At 70.2% G+C, this 20,620-nt stretch carries 25 protein-coding genes; 17 read left to right on the top strand and 8 right to left on the bottom strand.

The window, feature by feature from the left end; all coding sequences use genetic code 11:
* Window positions 1–12: 12 nt before the first annotated feature.
* From VF632_RS16075 to VF632_RS16060, 4 genes are all read left to right on the top strand, one after another.
* The gene (locus tag VF632_RS16075) at window positions 13–594 is read left to right on the top strand and encodes a TIGR00730 family Rossman fold protein (RefSeq protein WP_331023937.1); all 582 of its coding nucleotides are present in this window, start codon (window positions 13–15) and stop codon (window positions 592–594) included.
* 78 nt (window positions 595–672) lie between these two features.
* Complete coding sequence (locus VF632_RS16070; RefSeq protein ID WP_331023936.1) at window positions 673–1,290, top strand: NfeD family protein; 618 nt, start codon at window positions 673–675, stop codon at window positions 1,288–1,290.
* A 131-nt stretch (window positions 1,291–1,421) separates the two neighbouring features.
* Window positions 1,422–2,417 carry a flotillin-like protein FloA gene (gene floA, locus VF632_RS16065; protein ID WP_331023935.1) on the top strand — a complete coding sequence of 332 codons (996 nt, stop codon included), beginning with the start codon at window positions 1,422–1,424 and terminating at the stop codon, window positions 2,415–2,417.
* Window positions 2,418–2,420: 3 nt separating this feature from the next.
* Complete coding sequence (locus VF632_RS16060) at window positions 2,421–2,978, top strand: hypothetical protein (RefSeq protein WP_331023934.1); 558 nt, start codon at window positions 2,421–2,423, stop codon at window positions 2,976–2,978.
* 391 nt (window positions 2,979–3,369) lie between these two features.
* Here the strand turns inward: VF632_RS16060 and VF632_RS16055 are convergent, their stop codons facing one another.
* Complete coding sequence (locus VF632_RS16055; protein ID WP_331023933.1) at window positions 3,370–3,957, bottom strand: TetR/AcrR family transcriptional regulator; 588 nt, start codon at window positions 3,955–3,957, stop codon at window positions 3,370–3,372.
* A gap of 85 nt (window positions 3,958–4,042) precedes the next feature.
* On the opposite strand from VF632_RS16055, the gene VF632_RS16050 reads away from it, so the two are divergent.
* From VF632_RS16050 to VF632_RS16040, 3 genes are all read left to right on the top strand, one after another.
* Window positions 4,043–4,876: an SDR family NAD(P)-dependent oxidoreductase gene (locus tag VF632_RS16050; RefSeq protein ID WP_331023932.1), complete on the top strand. Its 834-nt coding sequence runs from the start codon at window positions 4,043–4,045 to the stop codon at window positions 4,874–4,876.
* An 80-nt stretch (window positions 4,877–4,956) separates the two neighbouring features.
* Window positions 4,957–5,676, top strand: a complete 720-nt coding sequence (locus tag VF632_RS16045) for a hypothetical protein (protein WP_331023931.1) — start codon at window positions 4,957–4,959, stop codon at window positions 5,674–5,676.
* 13 nt (window positions 5,677–5,689) lie between these two features.
* Window positions 5,690–6,157: an SRPBCC family protein gene (locus VF632_RS16040; protein WP_331023930.1), complete on the top strand. Its 468-nt coding sequence runs from the start codon at window positions 5,690–5,692 to the stop codon at window positions 6,155–6,157.
* 454 nt (window positions 6,158–6,611) lie between these two features.
* Here VF632_RS16040 and VF632_RS16035 read toward each other — a convergent pair whose 3' ends face one another.
* Window positions 6,612–7,154: a phosphoribosyltransferase gene (locus VF632_RS16035; RefSeq protein ID WP_331023929.1), complete on the bottom strand. Its 543-nt coding sequence runs from the start codon at window positions 7,152–7,154 to the stop codon at window positions 6,612–6,614.
* Window positions 7,155–7,276: 122 nt separating this feature from the next.
* On the opposite strand from VF632_RS16035, the gene VF632_RS16030 reads away from it, so the two are divergent.
* From VF632_RS16030 to VF632_RS16020, 3 genes are all read left to right on the top strand, one after another.
* Window positions 7,277–7,717 (top strand): hypothetical protein, encoded by a 441-nt coding sequence (locus VF632_RS16030; RefSeq protein ID WP_331023928.1) that lies wholly within the window; start codon window positions 7,277–7,279, stop codon window positions 7,715–7,717.
* A 611-nt stretch (window positions 7,718–8,328) separates the two neighbouring features.
* The gene (locus VF632_RS16025) at window positions 8,329–9,540 is read left to right on the top strand and encodes an MFS transporter (RefSeq protein WP_331023927.1); all 1,212 of its coding nucleotides are present in this window, start codon (window positions 8,329–8,331) and stop codon (window positions 9,538–9,540) included.
* A 303-nt stretch (window positions 9,541–9,843) separates the two neighbouring features.
* Window positions 9,844–10,539: an NYN domain-containing protein gene (locus VF632_RS16020; protein WP_331023926.1), complete on the top strand. Its 696-nt coding sequence runs from the start codon at window positions 9,844–9,846 to the stop codon at window positions 10,537–10,539.
* Window positions 10,540–10,606: 67 nt separating this feature from the next.
* Here VF632_RS16020 and VF632_RS16015 read toward each other — a convergent pair whose 3' ends face one another.
* The 6 genes from VF632_RS16015 to VF632_RS15990 form a co-directional block, all read right to left on the bottom strand.
* A complete protein-coding gene (locus VF632_RS16015) occupies window positions 10,607–11,341 on the bottom strand; it encodes a MerR family transcriptional regulator (protein WP_331023925.1) in 735 nt (244 codons plus the stop codon).
* Window positions 11,342–11,743: 402 nt separating this feature from the next.
* The gene (locus VF632_RS16010) at window positions 11,744–12,205 is read right to left on the bottom strand and encodes a DUF393 domain-containing protein (RefSeq protein WP_331023924.1); all 462 of its coding nucleotides are present in this window, start codon (window positions 12,203–12,205) and stop codon (window positions 11,744–11,746) included.
* On the bottom strand, window positions 12,202–12,573 hold the full coding sequence (locus VF632_RS16005) for an OsmC family protein (protein WP_331023923.1): 372 nt from the start codon (window positions 12,571–12,573) through the stop codon (window positions 12,202–12,204). Before VF632_RS16005 ends, VF632_RS16010 begins: the two co-directional genes overlap by 4 nt.
* A gap of 36 nt (window positions 12,574–12,609) precedes the next feature.
* Entirely contained in the window at window positions 12,610–13,389 is a 780-nt protein-coding gene (locus VF632_RS16000; RefSeq protein ID WP_331023922.1) for an SDR family NAD(P)-dependent oxidoreductase, read from the bottom strand.
* Window positions 13,390–13,434: 45 nt separating this feature from the next.
* Window positions 13,435–13,995 (bottom strand): RNA 2',3'-cyclic phosphodiesterase, encoded by a 561-nt coding sequence (gene thpR / locus VF632_RS15995; protein ID WP_331023921.1) that lies wholly within the window; start codon window positions 13,993–13,995, stop codon window positions 13,435–13,437.
* 11 nt (window positions 13,996–14,006) lie between these two features.
* On the bottom strand, window positions 14,007–14,675 hold the full coding sequence (locus tag VF632_RS15990; RefSeq protein ID WP_331023920.1) for a Crp/Fnr family transcriptional regulator: 669 nt from the start codon (window positions 14,673–14,675) through the stop codon (window positions 14,007–14,009).
* A gap of 104 nt (window positions 14,676–14,779) precedes the next feature.
* Between VF632_RS15990 and VF632_RS15985 the strand changes: the two genes are divergently transcribed.
* The 7 genes from VF632_RS15985 to VF632_RS15955 all read left to right on the top strand — a co-directional run bounded on the left by VF632_RS15985 (window position 14,780) and on the right by VF632_RS15955 (window position 20,617).
* Entirely contained in the window at window positions 14,780–15,313 is a 534-nt protein-coding gene (locus VF632_RS15985) for a hypothetical protein (RefSeq protein ID WP_331023919.1), read from the top strand.
* Between the two features lie 156 nt (window positions 15,314–15,469).
* Window positions 15,470–16,387, top strand: coding sequence for a protein-methionine-sulfoxide reductase catalytic subunit MsrP (gene msrP / locus VF632_RS15980; protein WP_331023918.1), 918 nt, complete (start codon window positions 15,470–15,472; stop codon window positions 16,385–16,387).
* 2 nt (window positions 16,388–16,389) lie between these two features.
* Window positions 16,390–17,037, top strand: coding sequence for a protein-methionine-sulfoxide reductase heme-binding subunit MsrQ (locus VF632_RS15975; protein WP_331023917.1), 648 nt, complete (start codon window positions 16,390–16,392; stop codon window positions 17,035–17,037).
* Window positions 17,038–17,070: 33 nt separating this feature from the next.
* Window positions 17,071–17,370, top strand: coding sequence for a hypothetical protein (locus tag VF632_RS15970; protein WP_331023916.1), 300 nt, complete (start codon window positions 17,071–17,073; stop codon window positions 17,368–17,370).
* A gap of 127 nt (window positions 17,371–17,497) precedes the next feature.
* The gene (locus tag VF632_RS15965; protein ID WP_331023915.1) at window positions 17,498–18,937 is read left to right on the top strand and encodes an MATE family efflux transporter; all 1,440 of its coding nucleotides are present in this window, start codon (window positions 17,498–17,500) and stop codon (window positions 18,935–18,937) included.
* Window positions 18,938–19,367: 430 nt separating this feature from the next.
* Window positions 19,368–19,925: an RNA polymerase sigma factor gene (locus VF632_RS15960; protein WP_331023914.1), complete on the top strand. Its 558-nt coding sequence runs from the start codon at window positions 19,368–19,370 to the stop codon at window positions 19,923–19,925.
* The gene (locus VF632_RS15955; RefSeq protein ID WP_331023913.1) at window positions 19,922–20,617 is read left to right on the top strand and encodes an anti-sigma factor; all 696 of its coding nucleotides are present in this window, start codon (window positions 19,922–19,924) and stop codon (window positions 20,615–20,617) included. The genes VF632_RS15960 and VF632_RS15955 overlap by 4 nt, the downstream gene beginning before the upstream one ends.
* Window positions 20,618–20,620: the final 3 nt, after the last annotated feature.

Genomic DNA, 20,620 nt, shown 5'->3' with positions numbered 1-20,620 from the left:
ACGAGACCCCCTGTGAAGCGAATCTGTGTTTTCTGCGGCTCCAGCGCGGGCGCGCGGCCGGAGTACGCCCAGGCGGCGCGCGCGATGGGCACCCTGCTGGCCGAGCGCGGCATCGGGCTGGTGTACGGCGGCGGGCGCGTGGGGCTGATGGGCGTGGTGGCCGACGCGGTGCTGGCCGCCGGCGGCGAGGCCATCGGCGTCATCCCCGAGGCGCTGATGCGGCGCGAAGTGGGGCACGTCGCCCTGACCGAGCTTCACGTCGTGGGCTCCATGCACGAACGCAAGGCGCTGATGGCCGACCTTTCCGACGGCTTCATCGCCATGCCCGGCGGCTACGGCACCTTCGAGGAGTTCTGCGAGGTGCTCACCTGGTCGCAGCTGGGCATTCACCCCAAGCCCTGCGGCCTGCTGAACGTGGCCGGCTATTACGCGCCGCTGCTCGCCATGTTCGACCACGCGGTCGCCGAGGGATTCGTCCGCACGCAGCACCGCGGGATCGTGCTGGAGGCGGACGACCCCGCCTCGCTGCTGGAGCGGATGGCCGCGTTCCATCCCCCCGCCACGGAAAAGTGGATCTCACCCGATCAGCGGTAGCGCGCGCCAGGGTTGGATTGCGCGCGCGGAGAGTGTAGACTGAACGCGTCCACCCGCATCCCCCGCCACCGCCGACCCATGCGCCGCACCGCCCTGTTCGCCCTGCTGCTCTCGCTGGTGCCTCCCGCCACGGCCCACACCGCGCCGCTGCTGCCCCCGTCCACGATGCCGCTGGGCATCGCCGGCTGGGAGCCGCTGCTCATCCTGATGGCCGGCATCGTCCTGCTGCTCGTGGAGTTGTTCGTGCTCCCCGGGTTCGGCGTGGCGGGGATCCTGGGAGTGCTGGCGATGATCGCGGGGGTGGCGATCGTGCTGGGCGGACCCACGCCGGGCGCGGGCGACGCGGCGCTCGCCGGTTTCGCCGTGGTCTCGGCGCTCACGCTGCTGGGCGTAGCCGCCTGGGCCATCGTCGCCAGCCGCCGCGGCGGATACAAGGCGCTGTTCGGGGGAACGCTGGACCGGGAGGGCGGCTACCTGGCGGCCGTGCCGCGGCCGGAGCTGGAGGGGCTGCAGGGCGTGGCGATCACCAACCTTCGCCCCGCGGGGACGGCGGAGGTCGCCGGCGAGCGGCTGGACGTGGTGAGCGACGGCGGATGGATCGACGCCGGCACGCCCGTCCGCGTGCTGCGCGCCGAGGGCTATCGCCACGTCGTGCAGCCGCTGGCCCTTCCCAAGGCCCCCGAAGCGGAGGGCTGAGCGGCTGAGCCAGCAGCAGCTCGCAACTTCTTTCGTCCCAACCTCGTACATGATCTTCGCCGGCCGATTTCGCGGCCGCGCTCGCTTCCCGCCCGCCGGGCGGGGCTCACCGCTCCACAGGATACGCTGCAATGGAATTCGCGGCTGGCAGTCTGCTCGTTCTGCTCTTCTTCGGCTTCATCCTGCTGGTGGTGCTCTTCCAGCTGATCCCCGTGGGCCTGTGGGTGCAGGCGTGGACGTCGGGGGTGTACGTGCCCTTCAGCAAGCTGGTGGGAATGCGGTTCCGCCGCGTGAGCCCCAGCCGCATCGTCAACCCGCTGATCACCGCCCGCAAGGCGGGGCTGCCGCTGGACGCCGACGAGCTCGAGGGGCACTACCTGGCCGGCGGCAACGTCGAGCGGGTGGTGCAGGCGCTGATCGCGGCCGACAAGGCCAACATCGCCCTGGCCTTCAACCAGGCCGCCGCCATCGACCTGGCCGGGCGCGACGTGCTGGACGCGGTGCAGACCTCGGTGAACCCCAAGGTCATCAGCACGCCGCGCGTGGCGGCCATGGCCAAGGACGGCATCCAGCTGATCGCCATCGCCCGGGTGACGGTGCGCGCCAACATCAACCGGCTGGTGGGCGGCGCGGGCGAAGAAACCATCCTGGCGCGCGTGGGCGAGGGCATCGTCAGCACCATCGGCTCGGCGGCCAGCCACGCGGCCGTGCTGGAGAACCCCGACAACATCAGCAAGACGGTGCTGAGCAAGGGGCTGGATGCGGGGACGGCGTTCGAGATCCTGTCCATCGACATCGCCGACGTGGACGTGGGCAAGAACATCGGCGCCGAGCTGCAGACGGACCAGGCCGAGGCCGACAAGCGCGTGGCCCAGGCCCGCGCCGAGGAGCGCCGCGCGATGGCCGTGGCGCTGGAGCAGGAGAACCGCGCCCGGGTGGAGGAAGCCCGCGCCCGCGTGGTCGAGGCCGAGGCGCAGGTGCCCCTGGCCATTGCCGAGGCGTTCCGCCGCGGCCACCTGGGGGTGATGGACTACGCGCGGTACCAGAACGTGCAGAGCGACACGTCCATGCGGCGCGCGCTGGCCGGCCCGGGCGCCGCGGCCCCCGAAGGCCCCAAGGACAGCTGACCGATGGAGCTCATCATCACGCTGCTGGTGATCGGGTGGATCGTCAGCGGCATCGCGGGAGCGGCCAAGCGGGCGGGCAAGCAGGTGCCCCCGCCCGCCGTGTTCCAGACGGGCGTCGTGCCCCCCGAACACGTGCGGCACATCGCTGCCCCGGCGGCCGTGGTGCCTGCGGCCGGGCGGTTCGCGGTGTTCGAGGAAAGCACGTCGGAGTTCGATGCCGACGAGCTGGCGGACGACACGGAGCTGCAGCTGTACCGCGAGGCGCAGGCGGAGGTGCACTCGATGGAGCCGCTGGACTCGCGCGAGGTGGTGCTGACGACCACCGAGGCGCGCCCGCTGCCGGCGCGGGCGGAATCGCTGGAGCACGAGGTGGACTGGACGGTGGAGCACGAGCGCTTCCACCAGCGGTACGTAGACCGCAAGGCGCCGGCGCACCACGCGCAGCGCGGGTTGATGGACGACATGCGCGATCCCGCCATGCTGCGCCGCGCCGTACTGATGGCCGAGATCCTGGGTCCGCCCGTGGGCCTGCACGGCTCCGCCGACCCGGCGGACCGGTAGTCCCGATAGGCGCCAAGGGTGCACGCGTGGTGCACCGAGGCGTGTCATCCTGAGGCCCAGGCGCACCGAACCCGCCCGTAGCACACCCGTCGCGGGCCGAAGGATCTAGCCGCGGACACGTACAAGCCGGGCGCGGCAGCGGTCACGGACGCGTGGGCCTCGGCTGCCGTGGGGCCCTCACCCGGCCGCGCTGACACGCGTGCCACCCTCTCCCACAAACAGCGTGGGAGAGGGGGTACACTTCAGGGTCGGATGGGCTTCGACCAGCGTTGGCGCAGGCCCAGGCCGCCCCCCATCCCCAGCCCTTCCCCCGCAAACTGCCGCGGGGGAAGGGAGCCAGCCCGGCGCGCTTCGGAAGGTGCGGCGCGCGTGCAGGTGAAGGATCGCCAGCTCACCCCACCCTGGCATACGGCGCGAGAACTTCGTCCACCTCGCCCCGAATCCACACGTTCAGCGGTCCCTCGCGAAAGATGGCCCAGGTGACCAGCGCGCCGTTGTAGGCCGTCTGCACCGTGCGGGCGAGGTTTTCGGCGTCGCAGCCGGACAGCTCACCGGCGGCGATCGCCTCGTGCAGAAGCGCGGCGATCTCTTCGCGCACGGCCACCGCGTGCTCGAGCGCGAAGGCGTGGAACTCCGGGTCGCCCATGTCCATCTGCAGGAACGCCAGATGGTTCGACACCTCCTCCGGCGTGCGGAGCACGTCGGCCGGGGCCGCCAGCGCGTGCAGCAGCGCCTCCAGCGGCGATGCCTGCGCCTGCCGCGCCTGGTCGAACTGCTCCGAAAGCTGCTCCGCCCCCTGCCGCGCCACCTCCAGCAACAGCCCCCGTTTGCTGCCAAATCGCTGCAGAAGCGTGGGCGCGGCGAGCCCCGCCTCTGCCGCCACGTCCGCCAGCGTGAGCCGGGCCGGCCCCACGCGCGACACCACGCGGATCACCGCGTCCAGGATCTCGGGATTGGAGGTCGTTCTCGGTCGCGGCATGGTTGACAGATTATGAATATACGTTCATATATTCAGCGCGGCCGGGGTGCCGCCTGAAAGAGAACGACGATTCAGGAGATTGCACATGAAGACGCTGCGAGGCAAGGTTGCCGTCGTCACGGGTGCCAGCCGCGGGGCCGGACGTGCTATCGCCCATACGCTGGGCGAGCGCGGCGCGACCGTTTACGTCACCGGCCGCACCACGCGTGGGAGCGCGGCGCCGGACGGCATGCCGGGAACCATCGACGACACCGCGGACGAAGTGACGGCGCTGGGCGGGCAGGGGATCGCGGTGCGCTGCGACCATTCCGTCGATGCCGACGTTCAGGCGCTGTTCGCGCGCGTCGCTGGCGAGCGGGGACGCGTGGACCTGCTGGTGAACAACGCGTGGAGCGGCTACGAGGGGCATGCCGCCGGGCTGCCGATGGACCCGTTCTGGACCCTTTCCGCCACGTACTGGGACAGCATGTTCACCACCGGCGTACGCGGCGCGCTGGTCGCCAGCAGCCTCGCGGCACCGATGATGGCCGCGGCGGGGCGCGGGCTGATCGTGAACACCATCGCGTGGCTGGAGGGCGGGTACCTGGGGCACCTGTACTACGACTTGGCCAAGGCCGCGCTGGTGCGGATGGCGTTCGGGATGGCGGCGGAGCTGCGGGAGCACGGCGTGGCCGCGGTGGCCCTGGCACCCGGATGGATGCGCACGGAGCGCGTCATGGCGGCGCACCAGCGCGGCGGGTTCGACCTGTCCGCTACCGAAACGCCCGCGTACCTGGGCCGCGCCGTCGCCGCGCTGGTCGAAGACGAGCAGGTGATGCGCTGGTCGGGGCAGGTGCTGGCCGTCGGGGCGCTGGCGCGCATGTACGGCTTCACCGACGTGGACGGCACCCAGCCGGAGGTGTTTCGCGTCGCGGCCTGAACGTTTCTCTTGTGCGGCGGGCGCTCCGGGCAGACTTTGGAGCTTCCACGCTCCCGCCCCCCCCCCCGCGCCCGACCGCCATGCCCACTCACACCCAGGTACTCTGCCCATCGTGCGGCACCCACATCCGCGGCGAGGACATGAACCTCGCCCAGATGGCGGCCCGCTGCCCCACCTGCGATGCCCTGCTGGACCTGCGCGGTCGGGCCCCATCCCTCGGTGCCCCCGGTGCGCCGGACCGGCCCGCGCCCATCGAGATGCCGCTGCCGAACGGCATCCAGGTGCAGAGCAACGCGCGCGAGCTGCGGCTGGTGCTGCGCTGGTTCAGCCCGGTGTACATCTTCCTGGCGGTGTTTTCCATATTCTGGATCGGGTTCCTGGTCATCTGGTATGCGATGGCCATCGACGGACCACTGATCTTTCAGCTCTTTCCCCTGCTTCACGTGGCCGCGGGCATCGGGTTGGCGTACGCGACCCTCGCGGGGTTCCTGAACCGCACCACCATCACGGTGGAGCGCGGGCACCTGAGCGTGCGCCATGGGCCCATTCCGTGGACCGGGAACCGCGAGCTGCCGGCCGACGCCCTGGAGCAGCTGTACTGCCAGGAGCACGTAACGCACAGCCGCAACGGCGGCACCACCATCCGCTACTCCGTGCAGGCGGTGGGCAAGGAGAGCCGCCGCAAGATCACGCTGGTATCTGGCCTCACGGACCGAGACCAGGCGCTGTTCATCGAAACCCAGGTCGAGCAGAAGCTGGGGATCACCGACCGGCGCGTCACCTCCGAAATGCGCCGCTGACCATCTGCCGCACATGCACACCATCGTCATCGCCGCCACCGCCACGCTTTCGGTGCCCCCGCAGGTGGCGTACGGCATCCTGATCGACTACCGCGAGGGGCACCCGAGCATCCTTCCCCGCCCGCACTTCGGCGAGTTGACCGTGGAGAGCGGCGGCACCGGGGCCGGCACCGTGTTCCGCGTGCAGACGCGCCAGGCCACGGGCATGCAGACGCTTCGCATGCGGGCCACGGAGCCGCAGCCCGGCCGGGTGCTGGTGGAGAGCGACCTGGATTCCGACCTGGTGACGACGTTCACGGTAGACCCGGTGGATGGCGGGAAGGGCTGCCGGGTGACGATCGAGACGAGGTGGACCCGTGGCGGGGTGCGTGGATGGATGGAGCGGGTGCTCCTGCCCCCGCTCGCCCGGCCCGTCTTCCTGCACGAGATGAAGAACCTGGAGGCGCTCGGCCGCGAACGGATGGCGGCCAAGGGCTGGTGAACCCCCGGCTGGACCAGCGGAGAGCCCCGACTGGGGCCGCGGGCGCTCCCAAAAGGCAGGTCGGAGCGCTTCGGAGAGGGCCGTGCGGGCCCCGGCTGCCCTCTCCCCCCGGCCCCCTCTCCCGCAAGCGGGAGAAGGGGAGAACTGCACCACTTCCGGGCGCCCGCCGGGCTTCGACCCACACCCAAGCAAGCCAGTCCGCGAAGGCGGACTTCGTGTGGTCGTTGCAGCGACTTCAGTCGCCCGTGCCGGAGACGGAGCGTTACCCCGGTCTTGCACCGACCCGGTGCGGGAGCTTCCGCGACTCGGAGATTCGTGTCGCTGCCGCGCCGAGGCTCAGTAGTGCCCCGAGCAAGATCCTTCGGCGCGCGAGCCGCGGCGTGCGGGTGAGGGTGGTGCGGTTGGGCCTCTGGATGACAGATGGCAGTGCCGCAGTCGGCCGCGGTGTAGCGGGTCAGGCCTGGGGGGTGTACATGGCGCCGGGCACCAGTCCGCCGCCCTCGATCACCTGCTGATCCCAGGGAAACACGATCAGCGAGCCGGTTTCCAGCGCGTGGAAATCCGGGCGGTAGCCGCCGGGGCGCACGAAGCTGGTGGCCGTCCGCACCGCCGCCGGTCCCACCTCGCGCACCGCGGCCAGCGCCAGGCGCAGCGTGTCGCCGCTGGTGCTGATCTCGTCCACGATCAGCACGCGGCGGCCGCGGGCGCTCACGGGGGTGGGCGACAGTACGCGCGGATAGGCGTGGGCCACGCGCCCATGCTCGCGGCGGGTGACCTTCATCGCCTCGAAATCGCACTGCAGCATCGTCGCCACCGTGGCCGCGGGCACCACCCCGGCAGTCGCGAGGCCGATCACCAGCTCCGGCTGGAAGTCCTGCGCCACCCGCACCGCCAGGGCGCGGCACAGCTCACCGAACAGCTCCCACGACAGATCGAACCAGCCGGAAAGGCCACCCGCGGGCGAATGCGCGGGATGAAGCACGGTCGGAACGGGCATGGAAAGCTCCGGGAGCCGGGTTCAGAAAGGGGCCGTGCACGTTACAAGATCCATTCCCTCCGTGAAAGCAAACATTTCGCGCGCGGTGGCGGGGCGCGGGCCCGGCGGATAGAATCCGGCACATGGCAGACGACCTTCGCGCCCGCGCCGACGAGCGGTTCGAGCGCGCGCTCCGCGAGACGGGCGCGCGAGACCCGCGCAACTTCTTCCGCGACCAGCTGCGCGACCTGCGGGCGCGCGACGGCGAGGCGTTTCAGCAGGCGCTCACCTACTTCAACCAGCGGCTTATCCCGGCCGTTGCCGACGACGCGTCGGACCCCATCGCCGAGTGGCTGGAGTACGGCCGCATGCTGGCGTCGCTCTCCATCCCCGGCCGCACGGTGCAGATCGACGGTACCGGCCGCTCGCGCGAGTACGTGCGACCGGTGCCGCTGGACGCGCTGGTGCTTCACCTGCCTTCCAACGCCGGCACGCCGGCCCTGGTCGTCGCCCTTCCCCCCAAGCTCACCCCCCACCAGCGAGCCGCCTTCGACCTGCTCGTCAAGCAGTCGAACGGGTCGTAGCCGGCTATCGAGACTTCGCTCGCGAACCGACGGGACTCGGCGCGCGGGCGGCGCCCCCCATCCCCAGCCCTTCCCCCGCAAACAGCGCGGGGGAAGGGAGCCAGTGTGGTGCGCTTGGGTGGGTCCGTCGACAGCTTCCGCCCTAGGAGCGGGTGAACCCGCCGCTGGTACTGCTGGAAAGCCCCGGCCCGGACCCCGTCGCGTCCCGGCCGGGGCTTCACCTGCACGCACACCGCACCCTCCGAGGCCGCATGGTGTCATCCCGATGGAGCGGCCATACGCAACCTGCGGCGACACCACACTTTGCAGCGACTGAGGGATCCGCCACACACCCCGCGCCCCACGCGTCGATGCCGCGGATGCACGATCACCTGTGGTCCCTCGGCGCCGCGGACAACCAAAGTGTGATGTGGGCTAAGCCTGCTGTGTATCCGCGGAGTGTGTGGCGGATTCCTCGGTCGCTGCCGGCCGGGATGTCGGGGCGGGTTTTGCGTGGCCGCTCCTCGGAATGACAGTCCAGGCCGAGTGCTTGGGGAGGCATTGCAGACGCTCGTAGTCCGGCGTACCCTCCGGGGTCAGTTCGACACTCGACTATTTCAGCACAGCGCAACGTGACCTCGTCGTCCATCGACTCCGACGCACACCCGCACCGCTGGCGCGCGCTGCTGCTGATCGCCTTTGCGGAATTGCTGGGGATGGGCGTGTGGTTCAGCGCCAGCGCGGCGTCGCCGCGGCTGCAGGAGCTGTGGGGGCTCTCGGCGTCGCAGACGGGATGGCTGACCGGGATTGTCCAGCTGGGGTTCGTGGCGGGGACTGCCTTGGCGGCGGTGCTGAACCTGGCGGACCTGCTCCCCAGCCGGTGGTACTTCGCCGCGAGCGCCGTCATGGCCGCCGCGGCGAACGCGGCGTTGGTGGTGGCGGATGGATACGGCACCGCCATGGTGCTGCGCTTTCTTGCGGGCGTGTTCCTGGCGGGCGTGTATCCTCCCGCGATGAAGATGGTTGCCACGTGGTTCCGCTCCGCCCGCGGCCTGGCGATCGGCACCGTCGTCGGGGCGCTCACCGTGGGCAAGGCCACGCCGTACCTGCTGCGCGCGTTTCCGTCGCTAGGGTGGCAGGAGGTGGTGCTGGCGGCATCGGCCGGGGCGTTCGCGGCCGCCGTGCTGGTGGGCGTGGGCTACCGCGAGGGGCCGTTTCCGTTCGCGCGGCGGCCGTTCGCGTGGGGCCTGATTGGGCAGGTGGCGCGCGACCGCCCCGTGCGCCTGGCCATCTACGGCTACCTGGGCCACATGTTCGAACTGTACGCCGCATGGACGTTCGTCAGCGTGTTCTTCGAGGACTTCTTTGTTTCGCGCGGATACTCCGATGTCGCGGGGCAGGCGCGGGCGGGCGTGGTTGCGTTCGCGATGATCGGGGCGGGAGGTGCGGGCTCGGTGCTGGCGGGCCGGTGGGCGGACCGGCTGGGGCGCGAGCGGATCACCATCTGGGCGATGGCGGTCAGCGGGTGCTGCGCATTGGCGATGGGATGGCTCCTGCGTGCGCCCGCATGGCTGGCCGTGGCCGTCGCGGTGGTCTGGGGATTCGCCGTCGTGGCGGATTCCGCCCAGTTCAGCGCGCTGGTCACCGAACTGGCGCCGGCGCACGCGGTGGGAACGGCGCTCACGCTGCAAACGGCGATCGGGTTCCTGCTGACGTCGTTCTCCATCGCCGCCGTCCCGCACCTGCGTGACGCGGGTGGATGGCCGCTGGCCTTCGGACTGATGGCAGTCGGACCCGCGCTGGGCATCGTGGCGATGCGTCGGCTGGTGGCGTCCCGCCCATGATCCTTCACCTGTGCCACTTCGAGCGGCCCCGGCCGGTCCTGCCGCGCGCCTTCCGCCGTTGTCCTACGATGCGTCTGCGCATCGATGGCAGCCCGGCGCGATGGAGCATGTTACGCGCATCATCGCCCCTACGAGAACTGCACCGTGAGCGATCACCCGCCTATTCAAAATGATTGACAGAGGCATAATGAATGCATATTGTTCTCGCACATCATCCCCGAGGAGCTACGGCTTCTCGGGCCCCCCGGGGCTACGGTCCCGGGGGTTTTTTTTGTTCGGCCGCACCAGTACAGGAGTGCTGACATGCGGGTGGCGTTCGTCGTGGACGGCTTCAATCTGTACCACTCCATCAGGGACGCGGAAAAACTTGTGGCAGCGCGCCCCCAGCGCTGGCTGGACCTGAGTGCGCTCTGCTCGTCCTACCTTCAGGTGTTCGGGCGCACTGCCACGATGGAAGGCATCTACTACTTCTCTGCCATTGCCAAGCACCTCGCGGCATCCAAGCCGGACATCGAGTTGCGTCACCAGGCGTATATCGACGCACTCAAGAGCACTGGGGTGCACGTGACACTTGCGAACTTCAAAGCACGGGAGAAGTTCGTTCCGCTCAAGTACTGTCGATTCCGTATAGGCCGCTGGAAGAGGCGGCTACGCGTGCCGATACCCCGGTGTAGCCTGAGTTACATCAAAGCGGAGGAGAAGGAAACAGATGTCGCGATCGCGTCGAAGCTGTTCGAACTCCTTCATCGGCAGACGGCCGATGCGGTTGTCTTGATCAGCGGAGATACCGATCTGCTTCCGGCGATTCGGACAGGCCGGGCGCTGTTTCCGGGCGCTGAGATCGCGTTGATGTTCCCCTACAACCGGCACAACGCAGAACTGAAGAGGGCTGTAGCCAAATCGTTCAAGATCTCGAAGGAGCAGTACGCAAAGTATCAGCTTCCAAATCCTGTTGTCCTTCCGTCCGGGCACGCCATCAGGAAACCGCCCACCTGGTAGTGGCACGAAGCACAGTCTACGGCCCGCGCGATTGCTCGCGCGGGCCGTTCCGTGCTCGGGGCCGTGATCACGCCTGCGGGTTGGCCGCGGCGCTCGCCCGGGCGATGTAGGCGCCCATCTCGCGCATGGGGCCCACGTCCATCCCCCTCACCGACTCCTCGTTCTGGTACAGGTTGTTCAGGCTGCGGGCGATCCCGGGATCGCCGCCGGTGAACTCCCGCACCAGTCCCGTCCACCGCCGCGCCAGCTCCTGCACGCGCGGGTCCGACGGGTCGGTGCCGCGATCCATCTCGGCGCGCACCTCGGCCATCAGGCGCGGCCACTCGGCCTCGACCTCCGCAATGCGCCCCTCCCCCACCTGCTCACGGCGGGCGGCAAGCTGGTCCAGCTGCTCGGGCGTGTAGTACTTGTCGAACATCGTAGTCTCCTCGATCAGGTGTATCAGTTCGTCGGCGGAAACGTGCTCCGCCTTTCCGAGTCCGGCCGCCACCGCGTCCAGCCTTTCGACCAGCCGCTGCTGCGTCCGGATCTGCTGCCGCAGGCGATCGGCGTGCATCCGCACGATCTGGATGGGCGTGAGCTCGCGCCCGCTCAGCACGCCGCGGATGTCGTCCAGCGCGAACCCCAGGCTGCGCAGCGAAACGATCTGCTGAAGCCGCTGCACGTCGCCCTCCGAGTACATCCGGTGCCCCGCCGCCGTCCGGTGCGACGGCGAAAGCAGCCTGACCTCGTCGTAATGGTGAAGTGTGCGCACCGTCAGCCCGGTCGCCTTCGCCAGCTCGCCTACCTTCCAGGTCCGCATCCGTCCCTTCCTTTCGTCAGCTTTCGTGGCCACCGCAGAATGGTAAACCCTCACGTAGCGTGAGGTGCAAGGGCCTTGTTCGTGGGAGTTCGCGAGAGCGGCTGAAGGCGAGGTTCGACCCGCATCGGCGCATGCCTCGGGAGCCCCCTCCCCCCGGCCCCCGTCCCCCGCTTCGCAGGGGAGGGGGAGACCTGAACGGCGCTTCGAATGGCCCGGCGCAGTCGACCACGCGTGCAGTCCGCGAAGGCGGACTTCGGGCCGTTGTTGCCGCGACTTCCGTCGCCCCAGCGAGGCCGAAGCCCCGAACGCTGGTCTCGCCATTGGGAAGCGGAACCGCGCCTGCGACGGTCCCGGACGCACGAAAGCCGGCCCATCGCAGGCCGGCTTTCGTCCCCACACACGCTACTCCGCGTCGCCGAAGTCCAGCTTCTGCGGGCGCATCTGGCAGTGCTCGCCGCAGCCGAACTTGTAGCGGTTGCGCGCGAACCACCGGTAGAAGCGGCCGAACACGTTGCCGAAACCCGGCACCTTGAACGCCCAGCCAAACGTCAATCCGTACGGGAGGATCTTTAGCAGCTGCTCGATGGCTTCGCCGCCCTGCCACGTCTTTCCGCCGGGCCCGATCAGCTGCACCGCCTCGGCGTAAGCCGTCGCGGGAATCCAGGGGAAGCGGCTGAGCACGGTGGTGTTCTGGAACGGAATCACCTCCAGCTCGTCGCCCGTGTCCCACTTGTTCAGCAACTTCACCAGACGGCCGCACACCTTGCACTGGCCGTCGTACACCACCGTGTAGGGGCGGCCCGCGGCGGCCGCCATCGCCTGTACGTCGCCGAAGCGAAAGTGCACCACGGGAATGGTGTTCATGCCTTGACCTCCGTCGACAGCTTCGGCGGCATCTCCAGCGTCTTCTTCACCGTGCACAGCCCGGCGGCACGCGTCGCCACGTTCCGGCGCTCCGGCGGAAGCGAGGGCCAGTCCAGCACCACGCTCATCTCGCCCACGCGGTGCGGCTCCTCGGCGAAGCTCCACCCCACCTCCACCGCCAGGTCGTCCACGTTCAGCTTGGCGTTGGTTCCCCACGACGCCACCACCGAGTAGGTGCACGTCGCCAGGCTGCTGGCCAGCATGTGGAAGGGCGAGTATTGCATCGCCGCGCTTTCCGCCTCGATGGACATCGGCCCGCCCCCGCCTTCCAGCCGAATGCGGTCGTCGGAAAGGAGGATGATCTTCACGTCTCTCCGTCGCGTTCGTGAATGCTCATTCGCTAGTCACCCCTTGATCAGGGACTCGGCGCCGTCGATCCAGATTTCCGTGCCGGTGATGTGGTCCGACAGGTCCGACGCCAGGAACAGCACCAGCTGCGCCACCTGCTCGGCCTTGCCAGGGGCGCGCTCCAGCGGCTGGTTGCCCTCCGGGAACTCCACCGGAATCTGCACCTCGTCCAGGTTGCGCCGCTCGGTATTGTCGTCGATGCTGCTTTCGATGGCACCCGGGCAGATCACGTTCACGCGTACCTTGAACGGGGCCAGCTCCAGCGCCACCATCTTGGTGAACGCCACCTGTCCCGCCTTGGACGACGAGTACGCCGTCGCGCCCGTGTTGCTGAAGATGCGTGTGCCGTTGATGGACGCGTTCACGATCACCGAACCACCCTTCTTCTTCAGGTGCGGCGCCGCGTACTTCACCGTCAAAAAGGTGCCCTTGAGGTTGATGGACAGCGTGTTGTCCCACTCCTCCGGCTCCAGCTCCTCTATGGGTGCCCACACGCCGTTGACACCCGCGTTGGCGAAGACGATGTCCAACTGGCCCCAGCGGTCGACGACCTCCTTGATCGCCGCCTGCATCTCGTCTGGCTTCGAGATGTCGGCGCAGACGGGAATGGCCTCGCCGCCGCCGCGGGTGATCTCGGCGACGACAGGGTCCAGGTTCTCGCGGTGGCGGCCCAGGATGGCCACCTTGGCGCCCTGCTGCGCGAACAGCAGCGCGGTCGCCTTTCCGATGCCTTCGCCGCCGCCGGTGATCAGCGCGACCTTGTTCTCCAGCTGCATGACCAAACCCCGCAGAAATAGGGAATAGGATCCGATGTCGTCCACTCAGCTCAGCGGGAAGTGTTCCACCGCTTCGTATCGCGCGGGTCCGCCGCCCAGGTGGCTCTGGTAGATGACGATCTCGCGCACGGGCATCTCCAGCTCCAGCGCGGGGACGGACTCCACCAGGCGGCCCACGTCGCGGTTGGGCTGAATGCGGCTGAGCGTCAGGTGCGGGCGATACGGCTTCTCCTCCGCCGCGTAGCCGTGGGTCCGCGCCGCCTGCTCCGCGATGCGCGCCAGTTCCTGCAGCCGCTCCACGCCCTCCGTGATGCCCATCCACACCACCCGCGCGCTCCGGGGCCGCGGAAACGCGCCCAGCCCGCCGAAGCGGATCGCGAACGAGCCGCCCAGCTCCGCCGCGGCGAGCGCGTCCGCCATCCCGCGCCGCTGCGCCGCCGTGCTGGTTCCCAGGAAGCGCAGCGTCAGGTGCCAGTTGTTCGCGGCCACCGGCCGCCCGGGCAGCCCCTCCGGCGCCGCGGTCCGCAGGTGAGCCGCCACGGCGCGCCGCGCCTCGTCCGTCATCGGCACGGCGACGAACAGCCGCGCGTTTCCATCACCCGCCATCGTCTGCCCGTTCAGGTGTTCGCCATCTCCGCCAGCCGCGCCGCGTCCAGCACGGTGAGCGAGCCGCGGGGCTCGGCGCGGATCACGCCCTGGTCGCGCAGGGAGCGCAGGGTGCGGACCACCACCTCTCGCACCGTGCCCAGCTCCTCCGCCACCTGCGCCTGCGTTCTGCCCAGGGGAAAGGTGTCGCGCCCCGCGCGCTCCCGCCGCGCGAGCAGGTAGCCGGCCAGGCGCGCCGTCACGCTTCGCGACGTGGCACCGTCCAGGCGGCCGATCAGCTGCCGCACCCGTCCCGCCAGCCGCCCCAGCAGCGCCAGGGCCAGTTCCGGGTCCTGGCGGATGGCGGCGAGCAGCCCGTCGCGCGTCACCGCCACGCAGGTGGTGCGCCCGGACGCGATGGCCGTCGCGGGATAGCGCTCCCCCGCGAACAGGGCCACGTCACCCAGCGTGCCGCCCGGCCCCTCCACGTGGATCACGTGCTGACGCCCGCCCACAGAGCGGACGACGCGCACCTCGCCCTCCAGCACCACGAAGAAACCGCGGGGCTCCGCGCCCGCGCTCCACAGCACCTCGCCCGGCGCGAAGCTTCGCGTGGTGGAGCGCGCCGCCAGTTCGCGGCGGGCGGCGTCGTTCAACCCGGCGAGGAGGGGAATGCCGAGGAGCGCGTCGGGATCGATCATCGGGTGTGACCCAGGTTCCTTCGCGGGGGCGCCGCCTCCGGTAGCGTGAATGAGCGGCAAACGCGCCGCCCCGAACCGACATCATCCGAACAGGAGATATCACGATGCGCATCATCCCCCTCGCTCTCGCCATCGCCCTCGCGGTCTCCGCGGTCTCCGCGGCCGCCTGCGCCCAGCATACGCCGCGGAGCCACGCTGCCCACCATCCGCCCGTGCAGACTGCGGACAGCGGGATCGCCGCGCTGCAGAACCGGGGCGCGCAGGCGATGGGCGTGGACCAGTACACGTCCACCCACCGCTTCGACTCGCTCGTGGACGGCGGGCGGATCGAGCTCCAGCGCGGCGCGGACGACCCCGAGGGCGTGGCGGCCATCCGCGCGCACCTCGCGTCCATCGCGCAGGCGTTCGCCGCGGGCGACTTCCGCACGCCGGGGTTCGTGCACGCCGGTACCGTGCCGGGCACGGAGGTGATGGCCGCGCGCCGCGCATCCATCCGCTACACCTACCGCGACCTGCCGCGCGGCGGGGAGGTGCGCATCACCACGGCCGACGCGGAGGCGCTGCGGGCCATCCACGCCTTCCTGGCCTTTCAGCGCGGCGACCACCGGGCGGCCGGCGAGGTGCACTCGCATCTCTGAAAGGAATCCGGCCGGGGCCCCGGCGACGTATCTCTCTATGTCATCGGGGGACCCCGGCCGGCGTCTTGCGCGGGGGAACCTTGCACGTACCCTGGAGTTACAGGTGCGTGGGCCGGACGCACCCGGCCCCTCCGTCGAGAGAAGAAGGCGCAGCAGATGCTCATTCGAAAGCCCGAGATCCCGTCGTCCGAGATCACCCCGGAAGCGACGTACCTGAACCGCCGCCAGTTCTTCGGCGCGGCGGCGGGGGCGCTGGCCGCAAGCGCGCTTCCCACGTCGCTGGCCGCGTGCACCATGGACGACGCGGAGGCGGCGCAGCGCGACGAGCCCAACTCGTACGAAGACATTACCTCGTACAACAACTTCTACGAGTTCGGCACCGACAAGAGCGACCCGGCGCGCCTGGCCGCGCGCACGCTGCGCACCCGCCCGTGGACGGTGGAGGTCGGCGGCCTGTGCGACCGCCCGGGGCGCTACGCCTTCGACGACCTGGTTCGCCCGCACCAGAAGGTGGACCGCACCTACCGGCTGCGCTGCGTGGAGGCGTGGTCCATGGTCATCCCCTGGCGCGGCATTCCCCTGCGCGACGTGCTGGCCCGCGCGCGGCCGCGACCCGGCGCGCGCTTCGTGGAGTTCACTACGCTGCTGGACCCGGCGCAGATGCCCGGACAGCGACGGAGCGTGCTGGACTGGCCGTACCTGGAGGGGCTGCGGATGGACGAGGCGATGCATCCCCTGACGCTGCTGGCGACGGGACTGTACGGCCGCGACCTGCCGGCCCAGAACGGCGCGCCCCTGCGGCTGGTGGTGCCGTGGAAGTACGGCTTCAAGTCCATCAAGTCCATCGTGCGCATCCGCTTCACCGACCGGATGCCGGCCACCAGCTGGGCCCGCTCGGCGCCCACGGAGTACGGGTTCTACGCCAACGTGAACCCGGCGGTGGACCATCCCCGGTGGACGCAGGCCCGCGAGCGGCGCATCGGCGAGTGGCGCAAGCGGGCCACGCTCCCCTTCAACGGCTACCCCGAGGTCGCCAGCCTGTACCGCGGGATGGACCTGCGGCGCAACTTCTAGCCGTGGCCGCCCCCGCGCCCTGGCAGCTGCAAGCCGCACGCTGGATCCGCCCGGCCGCGTGGGTCGCCGGCCTGGTGCCGCTGGCGCTGATCGTCGCGGCGGGGTTCACCGGCGGCCTGGGCGCCGAGCCCATCGAAGAGGTCACCCACCGCACCGGCTTCGCCACCCTCCTGATGCTGATGCTGACGCTGGCCATCTCCCCCGTCCGGCGGTGGACGGGGTGGAACTGGCTGGCCTCCGCGCGGCGGACGCTGGGGCTGTGCGCATTCCTGTACGTGTGCCTCCATCTCGTCATCTACCTGGTGGACCAGGGCTTCTCCGTCGGCTTCATCGTCGAGGACGTGGTGGAGCACCCGTACGTGACGGTGGGCTTCGCGGCGTTCCTGCTGCTGGTGCCCCTGGCGCTCACGTCCACCAAGGCGTCCATCCGCCGGCTGGGAAAGAGGTGGCAGAAACTCCATCGGCTGGTGTATCTTGCTACGGGGCTCGGCGTGCTGCACTTCCTGTGGCTGGTAAAGAAGGATTTGCGCGACCCGCTGATCTTCGCCGCCGTGTTCGCCGTGCTGATGCTGGCGCGGCTGGCGCCCAGGCTCGTGGCGGCCCGCCGCCGTCCGGCGCCCCGCGAAACACGCGGCCCCGTTCATCCGTAGGCCCGGAAAAGCCTCGTTCCCGGAGTACCAGGCATGACCTCAGAACTCGCGCAGGTGATCGTGATGTGCACGGTGGCGCTCACCACCGGTGCCGTGCTCATCCTTCGGCCCATCGCCCTGCGGCTGGGCTCGTTCCTGGACGCCAAGACGGCGGCCACCCTCAAGGGCACCCCCGAGGCCGAGCTCACCCGCATCCGCGAAGTGCTTTCCAGCATCGACGGGCGGCTGGACCAGATCGAGGAGCGCCAGGACTTTGCCGAGGCGCTGCTTTCGGCGGCGGACGGCAAGCTGCTGTCGGCCCCGGCGCCCATCCGCGCGCAGGAGCGCAACTGAGGGCGGCCACGGCCGGTGGCACGACGGCGGGGCCCCGGCGCGGGGCCCCGCCCTTTTTTTGCCGCCGGGAGGTTCCACGCGGCCCCCGTGTCCACTATCTTATGTTTCCTTCCTTTTGCGCCCGTAGATGACGATGCCCGTGGGGGTTGCGCCCGCCCCCATCGCGACGCGCCGGGCTCCGCGCCCGGGCGGACGCCGCCGCACGCTGCTGTACCTTCACGAGCTCAGGGCCCTGCTGCGCATCGCGGGGCCGATCATCGTGAGCCAGCTGGGCGCCATCGCCATGAACACCACCGACACCATCATGGTGGGGCCGCTGGGCGCGGGTCCCCTGGCGGCGGCGGGGCTGGGCAACGCGCTGTTCATGGCCGTCATGATCATGTGCACGGGCACGCTGATGGGCATGTCGCCCCTGGTCAGCCAGGCCTTCGGGGCGGGCGACCGGGCGGAGTGCCGCCGGGTGCTGGTGCAGGGGCTGTGGCTGGCCGCGCTGCTGTCGCTGCCCATGACGCTGTTCTGCCTGTTCGGCCAGCCGATCGCGCGGGCGCTGGACCAGCCGCCCGAGGTGTCGCGAATGGCCGGGGGCTACCTGACGGCGCTGGCCTGGGGGGTGCCGCCCATGCTGCTGTTCATGGCCTTTCGCCAGTACCTGGACGGCATGGGCTTCACCCGCCCGGCGATGACCATGACCTTTCTGGGCGTGGCGCTGAACGTGGCGGGCAACCTGGTGCTGGTGTACGGCGTCCAACTTTCCGTCCCCCTCTTCGGCGCGGTGCGCGTTCCGGCGTACGGCCTGGTGGGCTCGGGATGGGCGACGACGATCGTGCGCTGGGCGATGTTCGTGGCGATGGCGTGGTACGTAATGCGCCGCCGCGACCTGGCGCCGTTCTCCGGTGTGGGGCTGGCGCCCGTGTCCGCCCAGCTGCGGCGGATGACGGGCATCGGCCTGCCCATCGGCGGGCAGCTGACCGCCGAGGTGGGGGTGTTCGCCTTCGCGGTGGTGATGATGGGGTGGCTGAGCCCCACGGCGCAGGCGGCGCACCAGGTGACCATCAACATCGCGTCGGCCACCTTCATGGTGGCCATGGGCACCAGCCTGGCGGGCTCCATCCGGGTGGGCCAGCACGTGGGCGCCGGCAGCCGCCGGGGCGTGCAGCGAAGCACGCTGACCACCTACGCCGTGGTCACGGCGTTCATGATGGTGTGCGTGCTGCTGTTCCTGGGTGCGCCGCGGTGGCTGCTGGGGCTGTTCACGAACGATCCGCAGATCGTGAGCATCGGCGTGGGGCTGCTGACGATGGCGGCGCTCTTCCAGGTGTTCGACGGCGCGCAGGTGGCCGGCCTGTGCGCGCTGCGCGGCGCGTCGGACACGCGGGTGCCGCTGTGGATCACCATTTTGGGCTACTGGGTGATCGGCGCGCCGGTGGCGTACCTGCTGGGGTTCCACACGAGCATGGGGCCGCGGGGGATCTGGGCGGGGCTGGTGGTGTCGCTGGGGATCGTGGCGGTGATGCTGGCCTTCCGCGTCCGCCGCGTGATGTGGGGGCCTCCACCGGCCCGAAGCTGAGGCTCCGGCCTGTCATCCTTGACTCCCAGGCGCACCGCGCCGGTACACCCCGGAGTCGAGGCGTGAGTGGGGAGGTCCGGTGCTCGGCCGGCGCCCCCCATCCCCAACCCTTCCCCCGCAAACTGCGCGGGGGAAGGGAGCCAGTCGAGTGCGCGAGGCCAGCCGGAGCGCAATCGAATTCTCCTCTCCCCCATGGGGTTTATGGGGGAGAGGCCGGGAGAGGGGGGCGGCCGCGGCATGCACTGGCACCCGTCGAACCCCGACTCGAATTTCTCCCGATCGAAATCCCTTCCCGCAATCCGCGGTTCCCGCACGGTATCCCGCCTGATGAAATCCCTTTCCTCCTCGTTCAAACCTTTGGGGTGGCCCCCGCATCATACGGGTGTCAGGAAAACGGAACACCCCTTCACCGCTCGTCTCGATGGCGACCATGCTGGCTGAAAACCCTCCCGCGGTTCAGGGGACCGCCGTAGCGGACCTTACGGTCCGCCGCGCCCAGGAGGGCGACGCCACCGCCTTCGAGCAGCTGTACCGCGACAACGCCGGGCGCATCTACGCCCTGTGCCTGCGCATGAGCGGCGACAGCACCAAGGCCCAGGAGCTCACCCAGGACGTGTTCGTCCGCGCCTGGGAAAAGCTGGGGACGTTTCAGGGCGGCAGCGCGTTCAGCACCTGGCTTCACCGCCTGGCCGTGAACGTGGTGCTGGGCGACCGGCGGAGCGAAGGGGTGCGGGTGCACCGCATCTACAGCACCGACGAGCCCGAGAAGTTCGACAGGCCCGCCCGGGACTCCGACCCGGGCACCGTGATGGACCTGGAGCGCGCCATCGGGCAGCTCCCCCCCGGGGCCAGGGCCGTGTTCGTCCTCCACGACGTGGAGGGCTACCGGCACGAGGAGATCGCAACCATGCAGGGAACCGCCGTAGGAACGTGCAAGGCGCAGCTTCACCGCGCCCGCCGGCTCCTGAGGGAGGCACTGGGACGATGACACACGAACGTACGCTGGAACTGCTGGACGAGTACGTCGAGGGCACGCTGCCGACCCACGACGAGCGCGGCGTCCGCCGCCACCTGATGCAGTGCGACGACTGCCGCGCCGAAGAGCGCGAGCTGCGCACCCTGCTGGACGAGGCCGCCGCGCTGCCGGCCGAGATCCAGCCGCCGGTGGAGCTGTGGGAGGGCATCGCCGCCCGCCTGGAGCCCCGCTCGGCCACGGTGGCCCTGGCACCGGAAATCCCCGTGATCGGCCCGCGGCCAATGCGGCAGATTCCCTGGTGGATGCAGGCCGCCGCCGCCATCGCCCTGGTGGTCACCACCTCGGTGGTCACGCTGCAGATCGACCGCGCCGGGCCCGCGCAGGTGGCCGCCGTGCAGCAGCAGCCCGCGGCGCAGCAGGCCGCGGCGCCCGCCGCCCGCACCGCGCTGGCCGCGTTCCACCCCGCGGAGCAGGAGTACCAGCGCGCCATCGGCGACCTGGAGCAGATGCTCGGCCAGCACAGGAACAAGCTGGCGCCCCAGACGGTGGCCACGCTCGAGGCCAACCTGAAGGTGATCGACAAGGCCATCCAGGAGTCGCGCGCGGCCCTGGCCGCCGACCCCAACAGCCGGGAGCTCGCCACGATGCTCTCGCAATCCTACGACGCCAAGCTGGACGTGCTTCAGCGCGCGGTTTCGCTCTGAGTG

This window comes from Longimicrobium sp., assembly GCF_036388275.1.
Classification (GTDB): Bacteria; Gemmatimonadota; Gemmatimonadetes; order Longimicrobiales; family Longimicrobiaceae; genus Longimicrobium.
This window is presented reverse-complemented; position numbering and strand designations above follow the sequence as displayed.